At 67.9% G+C, this 18,813-nt stretch carries 18 protein-coding genes; 3 read left to right on the forward strand and 15 right to left on the reverse strand.

Annotation, left to right across the window (positions count from 1 at the left end):
- Positions 1 to 21: 21 nt before the first annotated feature.
- Both rpsP and rlmN read right to left on the reverse strand, forming a co-directional pair.
- The gene (gene rpsP, locus DB31_RS09050) at positions 22 to 279 is read right to left on the reverse strand and encodes a 30S ribosomal protein S16 (RefSeq protein ID WP_044185295.1); all 258 of its coding nucleotides are present in this window, start codon (positions 277 to 279) and stop codon (positions 22 to 24) included.
- 77 nt (positions 280 to 356) lie between these two features.
- Complete coding sequence (rlmN, locus tag DB31_RS09055) at positions 357 to 1,502, reverse strand: dual-specificity RNA methyltransferase RlmN (protein WP_044186163.1); 1,146 nt, start codon at positions 1,500 to 1,502, stop codon at positions 357 to 359.
- A 150-nt stretch (positions 1,503 to 1,652) separates the two neighbouring features.
- Here rlmN and DB31_RS09060 point away from each other — a divergent pair, with 150 nt between their 5' ends.
- The gene (locus DB31_RS09060) at positions 1,653 to 2,243 is read left to right on the forward strand and encodes a nuclear transport factor 2 family protein (RefSeq protein ID WP_044185298.1); all 591 of its coding nucleotides are present in this window, start codon (positions 1,653 to 1,655) and stop codon (positions 2,241 to 2,243) included.
- A 41-nt stretch (positions 2,244 to 2,284) separates the two neighbouring features.
- On the opposite strand, the gene ndk is transcribed toward DB31_RS09060, so the two are convergent.
- From ndk to icd, 7 genes are all read right to left on the reverse strand, one after another.
- Entirely contained in the window at positions 2,285 to 2,728 is a 444-nt protein-coding gene (gene ndk, locus DB31_RS09065) for a nucleoside-diphosphate kinase (protein WP_044185301.1), read from the reverse strand.
- 42 nt (positions 2,729 to 2,770) lie between these two features.
- Entirely contained in the window at positions 2,771 to 3,673 is a 903-nt protein-coding gene (sucD, locus tag DB31_RS09070) for a succinate--CoA ligase subunit alpha (RefSeq protein WP_044185305.1), read from the reverse strand.
- 37 nt (positions 3,674 to 3,710) lie between these two features.
- On the reverse strand, positions 3,711 to 4,871 hold the full coding sequence (gene sucC / locus DB31_RS09075; RefSeq protein WP_044185308.1) for an ADP-forming succinate--CoA ligase subunit beta: 1,161 nt from the start codon (positions 4,869 to 4,871) through the stop codon (positions 3,711 to 3,713).
- A 218-nt stretch (positions 4,872 to 5,089) separates the two neighbouring features.
- Complete coding sequence (gene sdhB, locus DB31_RS09080) at positions 5,090 to 5,893, reverse strand: succinate dehydrogenase iron-sulfur subunit (protein ID WP_044185312.1); 804 nt, start codon at positions 5,891 to 5,893, stop codon at positions 5,090 to 5,092.
- Positions 5,894 to 5,908: 15 nt separating this feature from the next.
- A complete protein-coding gene (gene sdhA / locus DB31_RS09085; protein WP_044185315.1) occupies positions 5,909 to 7,786 on the reverse strand; it encodes a succinate dehydrogenase flavoprotein subunit in 1,878 nt (625 codons plus the stop codon).
- A gap of 151 nt (positions 7,787 to 7,937) precedes the next feature.
- Positions 7,938 to 8,882 (reverse strand): malate dehydrogenase, encoded by a 945-nt coding sequence (gene mdh / locus DB31_RS09090; protein WP_044185319.1) that lies wholly within the window; start codon positions 8,880 to 8,882, stop codon positions 7,938 to 7,940.
- 24 nt (positions 8,883 to 8,906) lie between these two features.
- Positions 8,907 to 10,202, reverse strand: a complete 1,296-nt coding sequence (icd, locus tag DB31_RS09095) for an NADP-dependent isocitrate dehydrogenase (RefSeq protein WP_044185322.1) — start codon at positions 10,200 to 10,202, stop codon at positions 8,907 to 8,909.
- A 184-nt stretch (positions 10,203 to 10,386) separates the two neighbouring features.
- On the opposite strand from icd, the gene DB31_RS09100 reads away from it, so the two are divergent.
- Positions 10,387 to 10,956 carry an SgcJ/EcaC family oxidoreductase gene (locus DB31_RS09100; protein WP_240486598.1) on the forward strand — a complete coding sequence of 190 codons (570 nt, stop codon included), beginning with the start codon at positions 10,387 to 10,389 and terminating at the stop codon, positions 10,954 to 10,956.
- A gap of 159 nt (positions 10,957 to 11,115) precedes the next feature.
- Positions 11,116 to 11,310, forward strand: a complete 195-nt coding sequence (locus DB31_RS09105; protein ID WP_044185325.1) for a hypothetical protein — start codon at positions 11,116 to 11,118, stop codon at positions 11,308 to 11,310.
- Positions 11,311 to 11,313: 3 nt separating this feature from the next.
- On the opposite strand, the gene menE is transcribed toward DB31_RS09105, so the two are convergent.
- From menE to DB31_RS09135, 6 genes are read right to left on the reverse strand one after another with little or no spacing between them, the layout of a single operon-like run.
- Entirely contained in the window at positions 11,314 to 12,756 is a 1,443-nt protein-coding gene (menE, locus tag DB31_RS09110; RefSeq protein ID WP_044185331.1) for an o-succinylbenzoate--CoA ligase, read from the reverse strand.
- Complete coding sequence (gene menC, locus DB31_RS09115) at positions 12,753 to 13,871, reverse strand: o-succinylbenzoate synthase (protein WP_338034287.1); 1,119 nt, start codon at positions 13,869 to 13,871, stop codon at positions 12,753 to 12,755. The genes menE and menC overlap by 4 nt, the downstream gene beginning before the upstream one ends.
- Positions 13,872 to 13,902: 31 nt before the next feature.
- Positions 13,903 to 14,850: a 1,4-dihydroxy-2-naphthoate polyprenyltransferase gene (locus tag DB31_RS09120; RefSeq protein ID WP_044185337.1), complete on the reverse strand. Its 948-nt coding sequence runs from the start codon at positions 14,848 to 14,850 to the stop codon at positions 13,903 to 13,905.
- Positions 14,847 to 15,689, reverse strand: a complete 843-nt coding sequence (gene menH / locus DB31_RS09125; RefSeq protein WP_044185341.1) for a 2-succinyl-6-hydroxy-2,4-cyclohexadiene-1-carboxylate synthase — start codon at positions 15,687 to 15,689, stop codon at positions 14,847 to 14,849. The genes DB31_RS09120 and menH overlap by 4 nt, the downstream gene beginning before the upstream one ends.
- Positions 15,680 to 17,437, reverse strand: a complete 1,758-nt coding sequence (gene menD, locus DB31_RS09130) for a 2-succinyl-5-enolpyruvyl-6-hydroxy-3-cyclohexene-1-carboxylic-acid synthase (protein ID WP_044185344.1) — start codon at positions 17,435 to 17,437, stop codon at positions 15,680 to 15,682. The genes menH and menD overlap by 10 nt, the downstream gene beginning before the upstream one ends.
- The gene (locus DB31_RS09135) at positions 17,418 to 18,734 is read right to left on the reverse strand and encodes an isochorismate synthase (RefSeq protein WP_044185347.1); all 1,317 of its coding nucleotides are present in this window, start codon (positions 18,732 to 18,734) and stop codon (positions 17,418 to 17,420) included. The genes menD and DB31_RS09135 overlap by 20 nt, the downstream gene beginning before the upstream one ends.
- Positions 18,735 to 18,813 lie beyond the last annotated feature (79 nt).

Below are 18,813 nucleotides of genomic sequence, written 5' to 3' on the forward strand. Positions count from 1 at the left end.
GTCCGGTCAGACCGGCAGGGCTTAGGCCGTGGGAGCGGCGGTCTTGGCCGCGCGCTTGATGAGGTCGGCCACCGTCTCAGAGGGGGTCGCGCCCGTCTTCAGCCAGTACTGGAGCCGCTCCTGGTTGAACTCCACCTTCGGGGGGCTCAGGTTCGGATCGTAGGCGCCCACGGCCTCGATGAACTTGCCATCCCGGGGGTTCCGGGAGTCGGTGGCAACCACGTGGTAGTACGGCTTCTTCTTGGCGCCCGCGCGGGCAAGACGGAGAACGACGGCCATTGAACAGACTCCAGTGAAAACAGCAGGTAACGAAAATTGGAGGAGGGCGCGCTATTAGCGTCCCTCCGGCGGGATTGTCAAGGAAGCTCGGGAGCTTGCGTCGCCTTCCCCTCACCCTCCCCGCCCCGGTTGGCGAGCTGACCACAAGCGCCGGCGATATCCCGGCCCCGGTTCTGGCGGATGAAGGCGGCAATATGCCCCTGGGCGAGGATCTCGCGGAAGGCCTCCGCCCGCTCCTCCATGGTCGTCTGAAAGCCCAGCCCTGGGTTCTCGTTGTAGGGAATGAGGTTCACCTTGGCGGGGACGTCCTTCAGCAGCTCGATGAGCCGGTGAGCGTCCTCATCGGTGTCGTTGAAGCCCCTGAGCAGCACGTACTCGAAGGTGATGCGGCGGCCCTGGCGCAGGGGGAACTTGCGGCACGCCTCCATGAGGGCGGCGATGTTCCACTTGCGGTTGACGGGCATCGTCTTGCTGCGCTGCTCGTCCGTGCTGGCGTTGAGCGAGATGGCCAGCTTGACGTCCGTCTCCTGCCCAAACCGCTCGATCATGGGCACCAGGCCCACGGTGGAGACGGTGATGTGGCGGTGAGAGAAGTTTGGCCCGTCCTCGGACTGGAGGATGGAGAGCGCCGTCTTGAGGTTCTCGAAGTTGTGGAGCGGCTCGCCCATGCCCATGAACACCAGGTTGCTGAGCGGGCGCCAAGTCTCCAGGTTCTCCAGCTTGCGGACCTCGCGGTTGACGGTGTGCACCTGTGCGACAATCTCACCCGGGGTGAGGTTGCGCTTGAGGCCCAGGGTGCCCGTCATGCAGAACGAGCAGGCCATGGCGCAGCCCACCTGGGTGGAGACGCACAGCGTCTTGCGGTCCTCGGACGGCATGTAGACGGACTCGATGTAGCGGCCGTCGCGCGTCTTGAAGCGGTACTTGATGGTGCCGTCCACCGAGCGCTGCTCGAGGTCCTTCACGAGCGGGACAATCTCGGCGCGCTCCTTGAGCTTCTGGCGGAAGGCCTTGGACAGGTCCGTCATCTCGTCGAACGAGGTGGCGCCCCGCTGGTGGATCCAGCGGTAGATCTGCCCGGAGCGGAACGCGCGCTCGCCCAACTGCTCGCTGACGAAGCGGGTGAGGCCCTCCAGCGTGAGGCTGGACACATCCACGAGCTTCGCGGGCGCGGGGGCCGGCAGCGGCGTGGTGTCAGGAGTGGAGACGGCGGGCTCGGACATCATCGGTCTTCTAACGAGGGGTGGAGGCGGAAGCCTTCCCACATCTCGGCCCGGCAAGTCAAAGGAGCGATTGCCCAGTCGCCAGGGCTCTGGGGAGTTGAGAGACTGGGCAGGGACTCTTCCCCTCCCTCCCCCAGGAGCCGGCCTTACATGAGTGACGAAAGCCCTCAGCAGGACAGCCCTCAGCAGGTGGTGCTGAAGACCTTCGAAGTCTGGATGAAGAAGGACATGGAGGCGTACAAGAAGCTCATCGCGCCCGACTATGTCGTCACGTCCACCTACCCTGCTCACCTGCCCATCAGCGGCGAGGGCCACGGACCGGACGGGGCCGTGGAGTACCAGACTCGCATCGCCGCGCCATTCGAACTGCTCGGGGCGGAGGTCAAGGATCTGATCGCCTCGGGCGACACGGTCGTCCTCTCCGCCGAGGAGAAGCTGCGCGTCAAGGCGACCGGCAAAGAGGTCCTGAACCGCGTGGTGGCCATCATCAAGGTGCGGGATGGCCAGCTCGCCTCCACTCGCCTCTTCGGCGACACCTACGCCTTCCACGCCGCGTTCCAGCAGGACGAGGCGCCCAAGCGCACGAGCCGTCCCAAGAAGAACGCTGTGAAGAACGCGCTCAAGGCGGCCACCACCGGCAAGGCGCGCGCGAGCAAGAGCGCGGGCAAGAACAAGGTGAAGCCGGCCGCCAAGAAGACGAAGGCAGGCGCACGAAAGAGCACGGCCCGGGCTCGCCGCTGAGGGCGAACGCCGGGCCGTGAGCCTACGAACGGGGCGAGGAGCTACTTCTTGCCCTGGTACTCGTAGGAGTGGATCTCGGTCTCGCGGAAGAAGTAGGCGACCTCGTTCTTCGCGTTCTCGAGGCTGTCCGAGCCGTGCACCGTGTTCTTGTCGATGCTGGTGGCGAACTCCTTGCGGATGGTGCCCGCGGCGGCGTTGGCCGGGTTGGTGGCGCCCATGATCTCGCGGTTGGCGGCCACGGCGTTCTCCCCCTCCAGCACCATGAGCACCACGGGGCCGGAGATCATGAAGCTGACCAGGTCCTTGAAGAAGGGGCGCGCCTTGTGGACGGCGTAGAAGCCCTCGGCCTGCGCCTGGGACAGGTGCTGCAGGCGGATGGCGACGGGCTTCAGACCCTTCTCCTCGAACTTGGAGATGATCTTCCCGATGATGCCCTTCTCCAGTCCGTCCGGCTTGATGATGGACAGCGTACGCTCGATGGCCATGGTTCGTGGTCCTCGCAGTGACTCGTGTGAAAGGTGGAACGTCTAGCGCTTCTTGGCGGGAGCGCCGCGCTTGACGGCCTCCTGCAGCGTGGTGCCCAGCTCCGTGGGGCTGGGAGCCATGAGGAAGCCCGCGGCCTCCATCGCCTTGATCTTCTCGGCGGCGGTGCCCTTGCCTCCGGAGATGATGGCGCCGGCGTGGCCCATGCGCTTGCCCGGGGGCGCGGACTGGCCCGCGATGAAGCCGGCGATGGGCTTGGTGAACTCACGCGCCACGTACTCGGCGGCCGCCTCCTCCGCGCTGCCGCCGATCTCGCCGATCATGATGACCGCGTCGGTCTCCGGGTCGGCGTTGAACAGCTTGAGGCAGTCGATGAAGTCCGTGCCGTTGACGGGATCGCCACCGATGCCCACCGCGGTGCTCTGGCCCAGGCCCAGCTGGGTGAGCTGGAACACGGCCTCGTAGGTCAGCGTGCCCGAGCGGGACACCACGCCGATGCGGCCCGGCTTGTGGATGTGGCCCGGCATGATGCCGATCTTGCACTTGGCGGCCGGGGTGATGACGCCGGGGCAGTTGGGGCCGATGAGGCGCACGCCCGGCTTGCCCTGCAGGTAGCGCTTGGCGCGGACCATGTCGTTGACGGGGATGCCCTCGGTGATGGCGATGATGAGGGAGATGCCCGAGTCCGCGGCCTCCATGATGGAGTCAGCGGCGAACGGCGGGGGGACGAAGATGACCGAGGTGTTGGCGCCCGTCTGCTTCACCGCGTCCGACACGGTGTTGAAGACGGGGACCTTGCCCTCGAAGTCCGTGCCGCCCTTGCCCGGGGTGACGCCGCCGACGAGCTTCGTGCCGTACTCCAGCATCTGCTTGGAGTGGAACGAGCCCGCAGAGCCGGTGATGCCCTGACAGAGGACCTTCGTGTTCTCGTTGACGAGGATGCTCATGAGGTTGCTCTCGTGAAAGAAGGGGTGACGGAGGGGCCTACTTCGCCGCGGCGACGGCCTTCTCGGCCGCCTGTCGCAGGTTGTCGGCGGGGGTGATGGCGAGCCCGGAGTTGCGCAGCAGCTCCTTGCCCTTCTCCACGTTGGTGCCCTCGAGCCGCACCACCAGCGGCACCTTGAGCTGGACTTCCTTCGCGGCGGCGATGATGCCCTCGGCGATCACGTCGCACTTCATGATGCCGCCGAAGATGTTGACGAGCACCGCCTTCACGTTCGGGTCGGCGAGGATCAGCTTGAAGGCCGCCGTCACCTTCTCCTTGCTGGCGCCGCCGCCCACGTCCAGGAAGTTGGCCGGGTTGCCGCCCACCAGCTTGATGGTGTCCATGGAGGCCATGGCGAGGCCCGCGCCGTTCACCATGCAGCCGATGTTGCCGTCCAGCGCGATGTAGGCCAGATCATACTCCTTGGCCTTCGTCTCGCGGGGCTCCTCCTCGGCCAGGTCGCGGTACTCCAGCAGCTCCTTGTGCCGGTAGAGGGCGTTCTCGTCGAAGGTCACCTTCGCGTCGAGCGCCACCACGCCGCCATCCTTGAGGATGACCAGCGGGTTGATCTCCACCAGCGAGGCATCCGTCTCCACGTACATGCGGTAGAGCGCGGAGCAGAAATGGACGAACTTGTTCACGGTGGGGCCGGTGAGGCCCAGGCCAAAGGCCAGCCGGCGGCCCTGGAAGTCGGAGAAGCCGACCACGGGATCCACCGCCTCGCGGAGGATCTTCTCGGGGTGATGGGCGGCAACCTCCTCGATCTCCACGCCGCCTTCCTTGGAGGCCATGAAGGTGATGCGCGAGGTGGCGCGGTCCAGCGTCACGCCGAGGTACAGCTCCTGGGCGATGGCGAGGCCCTCCTCGATGTAGACCTTGTGGACCGTCTGGCCCTCGGGGCCGGTCTGAATGGTCTTCAGCTTCATGCCGAGGATGGCCTTGGCCAGCTCACCGGCCTCGGCGGGGCTCTTGGCGAGCTTCACGCCGCCGCCCTTACCGCGGCCACCGGCGTGGATCTGCGCCTTCACCACGGTGACGGAGGTGCCGAGCTCCTTCGCCGCGGCCTCTGCCTCCTTGGGAGACAGCGCAAGAATGCCCCGAGGAGTGGGGACGCCATACTTCCTGAAGAGTTCCTTGCCCTGGTACTCGTGGATCTTCATCAAGGCTCCGGTGAGCGGCGATGGCTGGAAGCGTCAATCGCGGGCTGCGTATTCTCGCAATACGCGCCTAAGTGCAAGGGTGTTGACAGCCCGGAGGCAGCGGCCCGGATGTAGGCAAGCGAGGCTTCGCCGGGAGGCGGACATGACACGGCCCTGCCTCGGGACCCAAGGGCACCCGAGTGCAGGGCCGCGGACAACAGAGAACCGAAAGTCCCGGGCTAGCCCGGACCCGCGGCGTGCTTCTGCTCCTCTTCCTTGAAGAAGATGTCCTTGATGAGGAGCTTGCTCACCTCGCGGTTCATCATCGCGATGGAAGACGTGAGCGGGATCTCCTTCGGGCACACCTTCACGCAGTTCTGGGCCTTGCCACAGTCCTGGATGCCGCCCGGCCCCATGAGCGCGCGGGTGCGCTCCTCGGCGTTCATCTTGCCGGTGGGGTGCATGTTGAAGAGCCGCGCCTGGCTGATCGGCGCCGCGCCGACGAAGTCGTTGTCCATCGTCACCTGCGGGCACGCCTCGAGGCAGCTGCCGCAGGTGATGCACGTGGACAGCACGTACATGGTGGCCTGGTCCTTCGGCGACTGCCGGGGGCCCGGGCCGAGGTTGTGCGTACCATCCACCGGGATCCACGCCTTCACCCGCTTGAGCGACTCGAACATGCGCTGGCGGTCCACGGTGAGATCACGCACCACCGGGAACTTCTTCATCGGCTCCAGGGTGATGGGCTGCTCCAGCTTGTCCACCAGCGCCGAGCACGCCATGCGCACGCGGCCGTTGATGTTCATGGCGCAGCTGCCGCACACCTCCTCGAGGCATGCCGCGTCCCACACCACCGGGGCGACCTTCTTGCCCTGGACGGTGACGGGGTTGCGCTGGATCTCCATCAGGCTCGAGACGACGTTCGCGCCCTTGGTGTACGGGATGCGGAACTCGTCATAGTGCCCCTCCCCTCCCGGCCCATCCTGGCGCCAGATGCGGAAGGTGACGGTCTTGGTGGTGGCGCCTGCCTGTGCGTTGTCCATGGTGAGTTCCTCTGACTAAGCGTACCAGCGCGGCTCGGGGTCCAGGACGGGCGTGGCGATGTCCTGGTAGGAGATCTGCGGCCCCTCCACCGAGTGCTTCGCGATCGTCGTCTTCGCCCACTTCTCGTGGCGCTTCTTCCACAGGTCCATCCAGCTGGGATCCTCGCGGGGATCCTTGCTCTTGGGCTCGGGCAGCGAGAAGTCGGGCTTGTAGTGGGCGCCGCGGCTCTCGTCGCGCAGCAGCGCGCTGGTGGCGATCACCTCGCCCAGCTCCAGCATGTTCCACAGCTGGTTGGTGAAGGACAGCGAGCGGTTGGCCACGTTGCCCGTGTCCAGCACGTTGCAGTTCTTCCACCGCTCCTTCATCTCGCGGATCTTCTCGACCGACTTCTTCAGCCGGTCGTTGTAGCGGACGACGGTGCAGTTCTCCGTCATCAGCTCGCCCAGCTCCTTGGAGATCTGGTACGGGTTCTCCGCGCCCGCCATCTTCTTGAGGGTGGCGAACCGGTCCTCCCAGTACTTCTTCGCGTCGGTGAAGTACTTGGCGCTCTGGGCCTCGGCGCTCTTGGCGTTGTTCTTCGCGTAGGCCGCCATGGCCGGGCCGCCGATCATGCCCGAGTAGATGCACGACAGCAGCGAGTTGGCCCCCAGGCGGTTGGCGCCGTGGAAGGCGTAGTCCGCCTCGCCCGCCGCGTACAGGCCCGGGATGTCCGTGGACTGGTTGCGCGGGCTGCCGTCGGCCGGCGTCTGGGTGCGCGGATCAGCCTCGAAGTTCACGTACAGGCCGCCCATCGAGTAGTGCATGCCCGGGAAGATGACCATCGGCGTGTGGCGCGGATCATCCCCCACGAACTTCTCGTAGATCTCCATCACGCCCTTGATCTTCGCGTCGAGCGTAGAAGCGGGAATGTGCGTCACGTCCAGGTACACGCCGTCCTTGCCGTTGATGCCCATCCCCAGATCGCGGCAGACCATGAAGATCTCGCGAGTGGCCACATCACGCGGCACGAGGTTCTTGTACTTGGGGTACTTCTCCTCGAGGAAATAGAAGCGCTCGCTCTCGGGGATGTCGCGCGGGTTGCGCGTGTCGCCCTTCTTCCGAGGCACCCACACGCGGCCGCCCTCGCCACGCACGGACTCGCTCATCAGGCGCAGCTTGTCCTCGCCCGGAATCGACGTCGGGTGCACCTGGATGAACTCGCCGTTGGCGTAGCTGGCGCCCTCCATGTAGGCGCGGCCTGCCGCGGTGCCGGTGTTGATGATGGAGTTGGTGGAGCGCCCGAAGACGATGCCCGGACCTCCCGTGGCCAGGCACACTGCCTCGGCCGGGAAGGTGCGAATCTCCATGGTGCGCAAGTCCAGCGCCACGCTGCCGATGCAGCGGCCAGACTCGTCCTTCACCGTGCCGAGCCACTCCCAAAACTCGTACTTGGTGACCTTGCCCTCGGACTCGTAGCGACGAACCTGCTCGTCCAGCGCGTAGAGCAGCTGCTGGCCGGTGGTGGCGCCCGCGAAGGCTGTCCGGTGGTGGAGCGTGCCGCCGAAGCGGCGGAAGTCCAGCAGGCCCTCGGAGGTGCGGTTGAACGTCACCCCCATGCGGTCCAGCATGTAGATGATGCCCGGGGCCGCGTAGCACATGCCCTTCACGGACGTCTGCTCCGCGAGGAAGTCGCCGCCGCGCAGCGTGTCCTTCACGTGGATGTCCGGATGGTCACCCTCGCCCTTGGTGTTCACCGCGCCGTTGATGCCGCCCTGGGCGCAGACCGAGTGCGAGCGCTTCACCGGCACGATGGAGAGCACATCAACCTGGTGTCCGGCCTCGGCCAGCTTGATGGTCGTCATCAACCCTGCGAGACCGCCACCCACCACCGTGAACCGCGCTGCTGCTGCCATGAATCGTCTCCTTCGCTACATAGGAGGCTAGATAACTTGGCGGAATTCCGCCGCAAATCGTGAGGCGCGTCCAATAAGTGGGCGCCATTCACGGCATAAGGCCCGCCCTACCCAAGGAGTTCCCAGGCAGGACGGGCCCCGAACTGCCAGACTACAGCTTGACGCTGTCGACCGTCTTCTTCACGGACTGGAAGGACTTCTCCAGGGCGGCCTTCTCGGAGTCATCCAGCTGCACGGTGATGACCTTCTCCACGCCGCCCGCGCCGATCTGCAGCGGAGCGCCGAAGAAGTAGCCGTTGATGCCGTACTGGCCCTCGAGCAGGGCCGCGCCCGGCAGGACGCGCTTGCGGTCCAGCAGGAAGCTCTCGGCCATGGCGATGGAGCTGGCCGCCGGGCCGAAGTAGGCGCTGCCCGTCTTGTAGAGCGCCACCAGCTCGGCGCCGCCCTCGCGGGTGCGCTTCACGATGGCCTCCAGCTTGTCCTTGGCGATCAGCTCGGTGAGGGGCACGCCGCCCACGGTGCTGTGGCGCACCAGGGGCACCATGTCGTCACCGTGGCCGCCGAGCACCAGCGCCTCCACGTCGCGGATGGAGGTGTTGAGCGCCTCGGCGACGAAGCACTTGAAGCGGCTGGTGTCCAGCACGCCCGCCATGCCCACCACCATGTTCTTGGGCAGCTCGGCGATCTTGTAGAGCGCGAACACCATCGCGTCGAGCGGGTTGGCCACGTTGATCACGAAGGCGTTGGGGGCGTGCTGCTTGATGTTCGCCGCCACGTCCTTCATGATCTTCAGGTTGATGTCGAGCAGGTCCTCGCGGCTCATGCCCGGCTTGCGGGGCACGCCGGCGGTGATGATGATGACGTCCGAGCCGGCCACGTCCTTCCAGTCCGTGGAGCCGGTGACGCGGCAGTCATAGCCATCCACCGCAGACAGCTGGTTGATGTCCAGCGCCTTGCCCTTCACCAGACCCTCGGCCGCCGGGATGTCGAAGAGCACCACGTCGCCAAGGTTCTTCTGCACGGCGAGCAGCGCCAGGTTGCCGCCGATCTGGCCGCCGCCGATGAGGCCAATCTTCTTCTTGCGAGTCTGAGCCATGTTGGGTTTCTCCCGAGGGAAGGACTACATGTTCTTGATGATGGCCTGACCGAACTCGGAGCACTTCACTTCGGTCACGTTGCCCTGGTTCTCGAGCTTCATCAGGCGCGCGAAGTCGTACGTCACCGTCTTCTGGGCGATCGCCTTGTCCATGCCCTGGATGATGAGGTCCGCGGCCTCGTGCCAGCCGAGGTGCCGGAACATCATCTCGCCGGAGAGGATGACGGAGCCCGGGTTCACCTTGTCCTGGTCCGCGTACTTGGGCGCGGTGCCGTGGGTGGCCTCGAAGACGGCGTGGCCGGAGACGTAGTTGATGTTGCCGCCCGGCGCGATGCCGATGCCGCCCACCTGCGCGGCCAGCGCGTCCGAGAGGTAGTCACCGTTGAGGTTCAGCGTGGCGATCACGTCGAACTCGTCCGGACGCGTGAGCACCTGCTGCAGGGTGATGTCCGCGATGGAGTCCTTGATGATGACCTTCCCAGCGGCGACGGCGGCCTTCTGCTCGGCGTTGGCGGCCTCCTCGCTCTTGGCGGCCTTGGTGGCCTCCCACTGATCCCAGGTGTAGACCTTGTCACCGAACTCGCGGGCGGCCAGGTCGTAACCCCACTTGCGGAAGGCGCCCTCGGTGAACTTCATGATGTTGCCCTTGTGCACCAGCGTGACGCTCTTGCGCTTGTGCTCCACGGCGTACTGGATGGCGGCGCGGATGAGGCGCTCGCTGCCCTCCTGAGACACGGGCTTGATGCCGATGCCCACGTTCTTCGGGAAGCGGATCTTCTTGAACTCCTTCTCGTACTCCTTCTGGAGCAGGCCGAGGAACTTCTCCGCCGCCGCGGTGCCCGCCTCGAACTCGATGCCGGCGTAGATGTCCTCCGTGTTCTCACGGAAGATCACCATGTCCACCTTCTCGGGGGCCTTCACCGGGCTGGGGACGCCCTTGAAGTAGCGCACGGGGCGCAGGCACACGTACAGGTCCAGCAGCTGGCGCAGCGCCACGTTGAGCGAGCGGATGCCGCCGCCCACCGGCGTGGTCAGCGGGCCCTTGATGCCCACGAGGTACTCGCGGAAGGCCTCGACGGTGGCGTCCGGCAGCCAGTTGTTGACCTGCTTGAAGGCCTTCTCGCCGGCCAGCACTTCGTACCAAGCGATCTTCTTCTTGCCCTTGTAGGCCTTCTCCACGGCCGCATCGAACACGGCCTGCGAGGCACGCCAGATGTCGCGGCCAGTGCCGTCACCCTCGATGAAGGGGAGGATCGGGTTGTCGGGCACGTGCAGCTTGCCGTTCTGAAGGGTGATCTTCTGGCCAGACGGAGGCGCCATGTGAAAGAGCTCCTGGGTGGGGTGAGACCGTGTATGCAGGGGGGCGGATAGTCGAGAACCCGCCCCTCGCAGTCAAGCGCTTTGCCACCCTCTTGGCGCGCTGGGCTAATCGGAGCCAATGCCCCAACGCAGATCCGCCCTCCTTCCGAGGGCGTCCGTGCTTTCATGGTGCCCTGGAGGGCATGTGAACCTGAACCGAACGTCATCAAGTGCGCTGTACCTGGCGGTGGTGCTGTCCCTGGTGCTGGTCCCGGCGGCCCGGGCTGACAAGGCGCGTGGGCAGGACGAGGCGGCGATCCGCCAGCTCGTGGCCGCTCAGGCCGAGGCTTGGAACCAGCACGACGCCACGGCCTGGAGCAAGGACTTCGCCCCGGATGCGGACTTCGTGAACATCGTCGGGACCGTGTTCCAGGGCCGCGAGGAGATCGAGAAGCGCCACGCCGGCATCTTCGCCAGCATCTTCAAGACGAGCCGGACGCTGGTGTCGGTGCGCCGGATCGTATTCCTGGGGCCGGACGTGGCCATCGTGGACATGGACCACGAGGTGACCGGACACGGCGGGTTGCCTCCCGGTGTGCAGAACACGGATGAGTCCGGCACGCTGCGGACGCGGATGAAGTACGTGATGAAGAAGGCCAAGGGCGCGTGGCAGATCGTCACCGGGCAGAACACGGACGTGAAGCCTGCGCCCAAGGGCTCGGCTGCTCCGCCTGCTTCACCGGCGGCCTCTGCTCCGTCGGAGACGAAGAAGTAGCCCCTGAGTCGGAGACCGTCTCGGCGCGTCACAGACTCGGGTCGGAGGGGAACGTCGAGAAGCTGTCAGGCTCAGGAGAACCAACGCACGGCGTAATGATTTGCGCCGCGCTTGCCTTCATCATGCCCAGCGCACAGTTCCCAAGTGGGGGAGAATCCAATGGAATGGCTCGAGTTCAACCGCTGGTCGCCGGATGTACAGACGCGCATCGCGCTCCAGGTGGCCCGCCTGAATGAAGTCTCCGTGCACCTGCCGAAGACGCAGGTCACCGCCACGCAGGCCTATCACCTGCAGTCGATGCTGCGGCGGCACGCTTCCACCAACCCCTGGGGCCACCCCTCCGCCGAGTCCTGACGCTCAAGAGGCCAGGGCTCGCTGGCGGAGCACCGTTCGCTCCACCTTGCCCATGGCGTTGCGTGGCAGCGCTTCGATCGACAGGAAGCGCGCGGGCACCTTGAAGCCCGCCAGCGAGCGTCGGCACCACGCGTCGAGATCTCCGGGCAGTGGCTGCCCGGCTCGAGGCACCACAAAGGCTACCGGCACCTCGCCCCAGCGCGCCTCTGTGACGCCTACCACTGCGACCTCCTGCACGGCTGGGTGCGAGGCGATCACGGTCTCGATCTCCACCGGGTAGAGGTTCTCGCCGCCTCGGACGATGAGGTCCGTGCGCCGCGAGAGCACTGTCAGCCGCCCTCGCTCGTCCAGCATTCCCATGTCCTTGGTGCGCAGCCAGCCGTCTCGGAGCGCCTCTCGCGTGGCCTCGGGGCGGTTCAGGTAACCGGCCATCACGGTGGGGCCGCGAACTTCGATGTCCCCTTCCCTCCCCGGCCCGAGCACCTCTCCCTCGGGTCCGACGATGCGCACGTCCAACCCGGGCAGTGGAGGCCCTGCTGTGCGGCCGTCTGCCTCCAAGGGCCGCTCCGTCGTCACCTGCGAGCATGCCTCCGTGAGCCCGTAGGTTTGAAGCGCCAGGAGCCTCGCCGCCCGGGCCCGCGCCAACAGCGGTGTGGGCACCGGGCCTCCGCCGATCAGCGCGAGATGGAAGGACTCGGGCATCGGGCGGTCCGCTCGCGCATCGAGGACTCGCTCCAGGGTGGTGGCGACGAAGCTCGCGTGGGTGGCGCCCTCGGCGTCGATGGCCTGGTTCACGGCGTCCGCATCGAAGCGGTCGTGCAGCAGGAGGCAGCCTCCGTCGTAGGCGCAGCGCGTGAGCATCGCCAAGCCACCGACATGGAAGAGCGGCAGCGTGCCCAGCCAGCGCGGCGCTGGGTGCTTGCCCAGGTTCGCCTCCGAGCATCTCGCCGATGCGCGGAAGTTGCCTTCCGTGATCACCGCGCCCTTGGGCCGGCCTGTCGTCCCCGAGGTGAACAGCACGACGCGCGGCGTGGACTCCGCCAGCGGCTCACACGTGGGTGACGGTGACGTCACGGCGTCGGCCCAGGTCTCCAGGGGCTCGGCTCCGGGAAGGCGATCCACCCAGGAACTCAGGGCCAGGCGCAGGCGTGGGGAGACGTCCTCGACGAGCGGCGCCAGCTCCGCCGAGGTGAGCCGGGCATTGAGCGGCGCAAGCAGCGCCCCCAACCGTCCGAGCGCGAAGAACAGGAACACGCAACCCGGGTGGCTGGTCGACAGCAGCGCGACCCTATCCCCTGCCCCCACCCCTCGGGCCTCGAGCGCGGCTACCCAGCGGCCGATCTCCGCGTCCAGCTCCCGGTACGTCCAGGAGCGGCCTGCGAAGGTCAGGGCCTCTGCGTCGGGACTGCGGAAGGCCCCTTCCCGGATAGGACAGCTTGCAGTCATTTCGGAAGTCCCAGCCCTGGTGCATCCGGCAGCACGATGCGGCCTCCCACCGGCCGGAAGGCGCGCTCCGCCGGATCGTTCTCGTCGGTCTTGAAGAGGCTCCCCACGCCCAGCCCCGAGGCGAGCTTCCCCCAGGGCAGCGCCGCCGCCAGATGTGCCGCTCCCGCCCGAGACACCACGCCATCAAGAGAGCTCGTTACGTACGCCCCCAGCCCCTGGCGCGCGGCCTGACGGGCGAACATCAGCGCGGGCAGCAGCCCGCCGAGCACCATGGGCTTGAGCACGAAGATCCTCGCAGCGGGCATTCCTCCCGCTGTTCCCAGTAGCACCGGGATGGAGGCTGGGTTCGCGATGGCCTCGTCCGCCGCCAGGGGGAACTGCACGCGCCGCTGCACCCGCCACAAGGCCTGGTGATCGTCCGGCGCCACGGGCTGCTCGCACAGCTCGAGCCCGTACCATGACAGCCGCTCCAAGGCCTGGAGCGCCTCCTTCTCCGACCAACCCCCGTTCGCATCCAGCCGGAGGTTCACTTCCGAGCCCACGGCCTCACGGACCGCCCGGACTCGTGCCTCGTCCGCGTCGATCGGTCGCCCCGCGACCTTGATCTTGAGCGTCCGATACCCCTCGGCCACCGCCCGGCGCGCCTCCTCGGCCAGCTCCTGCGGCCCGTCCGAGGTCAGCAGCGCATTGACCTCGACCTCCGAGCGCGCGCTCCGGCTCAGCAGCCGGCTCAGCGGGACTCCCAGCCTCTGCGCGAGCAGATCCAGCAGCGCCAGCTCCACCGCATGGTCCGCGGCAGGGGCCTCAGGCAGATCCTCCTCGACACGCAGGTGAATCCCCTTCCACTGAGTGGGATCCCCGCGAGGAATCATGAAGGCCTCTTCGATGGCATCCAGGCTGTCGCTGAACACCTGGTCCCGCAGCGCCTTCAGGTGGCTCTGAATCACGAGCTCACAGGTGTCGAGCGGCTCGGTTCCGAACTCCGGCAACGGCATCGCCTCGCCCTGGCCGACCCGCCCTTCTTCGTCGACGAGCTGAACCAGGAAGCCCCGCCGCTCCCAGTAGGTCGCGCGCGCCGTCTTCAACGGACGGACGAGCTCGAGCCGGGAAGGCATCAACCTCGTCTCCGTGACGTGCATCGGCGCCTCAGCTCAGGAACAACCCCACCGCGAAGAGTAGCCCGAAGACCAGCTGCAGACGCGCCGTGCCGCCCAGCGCTGCGTTCAGTGCCGCACCTTGAGCCTTCAACACGAGCTTCAGCGGCCCCACCGCCAGTGGAACGCTCAGGAGTGCGAGGAACACCCACGCGCTCGCGAGCCCCAGGCCGAACAGGATGAACGGGGTGGCGAACGAGGCCGCGAGCAGCACGAGGTACTCCGCCTTCCCCGCCCCCGTGCCCAGCCGGACCACCAGCGTGCGCTTGTTCGCCTTCACATCCGTATGCGCGTCGCGCAGGTTGTTGACGACGAGGAGCGCCGTGCCCAGCGCCCCCACGGGAACGGCGGCCCACCACGCCGCGGGGCTCACCGTGAGCGCCTGCACGTAGTAGGTGCCCGTCACCGCCACCAGACCGAAGAACACGAAGACGAAGATGTCCCCCAGCCCGTGGTACGCCAGCGGGAGCGGTCCACCCGTGTAGGCGTAGCCGCACAGCACCGACGTCAGGCCAATGGCCACGATGGGCCACCCGCCAATCCACACCAGGTAGATGCCCGTGAGGATGGCCAGCCCGAAGCACCCGATCGCGCTCGCCAGCACCGTGCGCGGAGAGATCAGCCCGCTCTGCGTCACGCGCACCGGTCCGAGCCGCTCCTCGGTGTCCGCGCCCTTCTTGAAGTCGTAGTAGTCGTTGGTGAGGTTGGTGCCGATCTGGATGAGCAGCGCCCCCAGGAGCGCCGCGAGCGCCGGCAGCCAGCGCCCCACGCCCGCCCCAAACGCGAGCCCCGTTCCCACCGCCACCGGCACGAGCGCGGCCGTGAGCGTCTTGGGCCGGATGGCCATGATCCACGTCTTCAGCGTGGGCCGAGGTTGGCCCTGCGCTCCGGCAACCGGAGCGGGCGAACCGAGCGAGGGAGCGGACACTGCAGGCTTCATGGGGTGATCACAGGAGGCTTCTCGAACTGCGGCGCCTCGTACCACGGGGTGTGCAGGAACGAGAGGACTTCGCGCGCGTAGGCCTCGGGCACCTCCAGGTGCGGCGCGTGCCCGCAGTTGGTGAAGGCGTGGCTCCAGACCACGGGCAGCTCGGTCGCCATCTTGCGCGCGATCTCCGTGAACTTCTCATCCAGCGCCCCGGTCAGCAGCAGCGTGGGCAGGCGCTGGCGGTGCAGTTCCTGCCAGTAGCTCGGCTGGAACCCGAGCCCCAGGCACTCCAGCGCGCCCACCAGCCCCTCCGCCGTGCAGGACTTGCGGCGAGCCCGCAACGCCTCGCTCTGGTCCGGCGGGAGCTGCTTCAGGCTCTCGAACATCGGCTGGGACTCCCAGCGCTCCAGGAAGGCGTCCACGCCCTGGGTCCGCAGCAAGGACACGAGCCGGCCGTCCGTCTCCCGCCGCTCCGCGCGCTCCATGCGCCGGCGCAGCCCCGGAGAGCCACTCTCCATGATCAGCCGCCCGAAGCGGTCCGGCCGGTGCAGCGCCGCCCCGAGCGCCAGGCGCGCTCCCATGGAGTAGCCCAGCACGTCCACCGAGGACACGCCGAGCTTCTCCACCAGCTCCACGAGCGCATCGATGGTCTCGAGGAAGCCGTCGCGGCCCTTCTTGTTGGGCAGCGGCGTCTCTCCGTGTCCGGGGAGATCCACCGCCACCGCCTTCACCGCGCTGCTCAGCCACGGGCGCAGGTGATCGAAAGCGGTGCGGTTTCCGGTGAAGCCATGCAGGAGCAGCAGGGGCCGATGCCCCTCTCCCCAGGTGCTGTACGCCAGGGTCATGCCCATGGTCCTTCTCCCAGCGCGGCCCCCATCCGCGCGAAGAGCTGCCGGTGATGCTCTACATTCTGGGCCCGGTTCGTTTGGACCTCAACCAGATGCAACCCACCCTCCAGTCCCACCTTCACCGAGGTCCGCAGGGCCGGAGGCGAGTCCGGGCGGTGAAACTCCGCGCCATAGAGCGCCGCCGCATGCGACAGGTCCACCCCGTGCGGGGTACCGAAGAGCGGCTCGAAGTGCTCCGTGGCCTTGGCGATCGGGAGGAAGGAGAAGATGCCACCTCCATCGTTGTTCACCACCACCACGGTGAGCGACAGCTCGTGCCGGTGCGCGGTCAGCAGCCCGCCCACGTCATGCAGGAAGGCGAGATCGCCCGTGAGCAGCACCGTGGGCCGCCCCGAGGCCGCCGCCACCCCGAGCGCGCTGGAGGTGATTCCATCGATGCCGTTGGCCCCGCGGTTGGAGAGCACCCGGAGCGGCAGCGCGCTCCCGGGCGCGAAGGCGTCCACATCCCGGATGGGCATGCTGCTGGAGACGAACAGGTTCGCACCCGACGGCAGCGCGGCCACCACCTCGCGGGCGATGCGCGGCTCGGTGAGCTCGGACTGCTCGGCGAACGCGGCCTCGAGCGCGTTCCGGGCCAGGCGCTCGGCTTGGAGGAAGCTCTGGGCCCAGCGCCCCAGCCCCCGGGAGAGCCCTCGGGAGAGCGCCTCACATGCGGCCGTGGCCGAGCCCTCGATGACGTTCGCCGCCCGGTGGGCCGGATCGAACAGCGCGCCCTCGTCGCTGAACACGACGAGCTCCGCGCCCGCCGCCTCCAGCCACTGCTGCGGGACCTTGGGCGTCAGGCCTCCGCCGAAGCGCAGCACCAGCTCCGGCTTGTGGGCCTGGGCAAAGGGCGCGTGACGGAGGATCGCATCATATAAGGAGAGCATCCCAGCGCCGCCGCCGAAGCGGGCCTGCGAGGCGGCCTCGGCGATGACGGGGTAGCCCGTGGCGTGCGAGAGCGCGGTGATGGCCTCCGCGAAGCCGTCCTCCTCGTCCCGGGGTCCACAGACGATGATGCCCTTCTCGGTGCTGGCGATCCGGCGGCGCACCTCATCGATGGCGTGAGGGGCCGGCTGCCGCGCGGGCGGGGTAATGGCCGTCAGCAGCGCCCCGGGACGGCCCTCGCGAGCGAGCGCGGAGAGACGCTCCGCTCCGAACTCCTCCACCGTGGGCGCCAGGGGCTCGCGGAACGGCACATTGAGGTGCACAGCCCCTCGAGGTGCCCGCAGCGCCGCGCCCACCGCCCGGGAGGCCGTAGCACGCAGGTGCGTCAGGGCGATGTCACTGGCCTCGGGCAGGCCCAGGTCCGCGAAGAGGCGAGCGAACTCGCCGAACAGCCGCGCCTGGGGAATGGTCTGCGGCGCACCCCACCCCTGCAGCTCCAGCGGTCGATCCGCGGTGAGCACCAGGAGCGGCACGTGGGACATGGCCGCTTCGATCACCGCGGGATAGAAGTGCGCTCCCGCAGTGCCACTGGTGGCCACCAGCACCGCCGGCGCGCGCGAGTGCTTGCCCACGCCGAGCGCGAAGAAGCCAGCGCTCCGCTCGTCGATGACGGACCAGGTCTTCAGCCCTTCCACCCGATGGCATGCCAGCGCCAGCGGCGAGGAGCGTGAGCCCGGGGCTACCACGGCGTGACGGACGCCGCCGCGCACCAGCTCCTCCATCAGGGCCCGCGCCCAGAGCTGGTTAAGATTCGCGTCGGACATCCCCGCCTCCGAGAGCCCGGAGCATCGCCAGGCTCTTCATCTCCGTCTCGCGCCACTCGGTTGCCGAGCTGGAGCCCTGGACGATCCCCGCGCCCACGAAGAGCCGGGCATGAGCGCCCCGCACCAGCGCCGAGCGCAGCGCCACCGCCATGTGCGCCCCCGACGGACCAATCCATCCCACCGGCCCCGCGTACCAGCCCCGATCCAGCGCCTCGTGCTCGTGCAGGAAGCCCAGGGAGTGATCCCTGGGCACACCGCCCACCGCAGGCGTCGGGTGCAGCGCGGCGACCACCTGCGACGCCGTCACACCCTCGCGCAGCTCGGCACGGATGCCGGTGCGCAGGTGCACCACGTTCTTCAGCGTCAACAGCCGGGGCTCCTGATCCGCGGTGACGTGGTCGGCCAGGGGCCGCAGCGCCGCGAGGATGTAGCGCACCACCGAGTCATGTTCGCGGCGGTCCTTGTCGCTCGCGCCCAATCCGTCGGCCTGTCCAGGCGCCGCCGAGCCTGCCAGCGCCTCCGTCTCCAGCACGCGCCCATCGACGCGGCACAGCGTCTCCGGGGTGGCGCCCAGGAAGGCCACATCGCCCGGAGCCCGGAACAGGAACGTGACACAGCGCGGGTTCTGCTCGCGCAGGCGGGCCAGCACGTCGACCACATCAAACGGGCGAGAGCCCTCGGCCTCCACGGACCGGGCCATCACCACCTTCTGGAGCCGCCCGGCCGCAATGGCCTCCAGCGCGCGCTCCACCCGCGCCTCGAAGCCCTCGCGTGAGGAGGAGAGCTCGAGCGCCACGGGTGCGCCGCGTGGGTGCCGGTAGTCCGCGGGGAAGCTCGCCCGCACCCGCTCCAGCCGAGAGCGCACCAGATCCTCGCCTCCCTCCGCCTCCGGAGCGAAGGCCGCCACCGCCATGCCCTGGGCGACGCGCCACACGAGCAGCTCCGGCAGCGTCCAGCGCGCGAAGCCGAGCGCCTTCCAGTCCGCATCCGCCGGTGCCGTCGAGGCGAAGCGCATGCCGCCGAACCAGGGCCCGGGCAGCCGCGCGGGGGCTTCGCCCAACCACCTGAGCTCGAGGTGCGAGGAGAGCGAGCCCAGCACCTCGGACGCCTCCGTGGGGCTCCGAGCCTCCATCACCGCCGCCTCACCCCAGCCCGCGATGGCCTCCTGTTCCAGCGGCTGCTCCCAGTACAGGGTCGGCACGCCCAGCAGGCCCGCTCCCGCAAGCGGATCCGCGGAGGCCAGGGTCATCATCCCGGCCACCCAGCGTTGCCCCTTAGCGGGATTGTGCGTGGTCATCAGCCTCTCTCATCGGGGTTCTTCCGCCTATCACCCCAGGTTGTCTTCTACGCGATTCCGGATATACATGGCTACGGAG

The organism is Hyalangium minutum (assembly GCF_000737315.1).
Taxonomy (GTDB): Bacteria; Myxococcota; Myxococcia; order Myxococcales; family Myxococcaceae; genus Hyalangium; species Hyalangium minutum.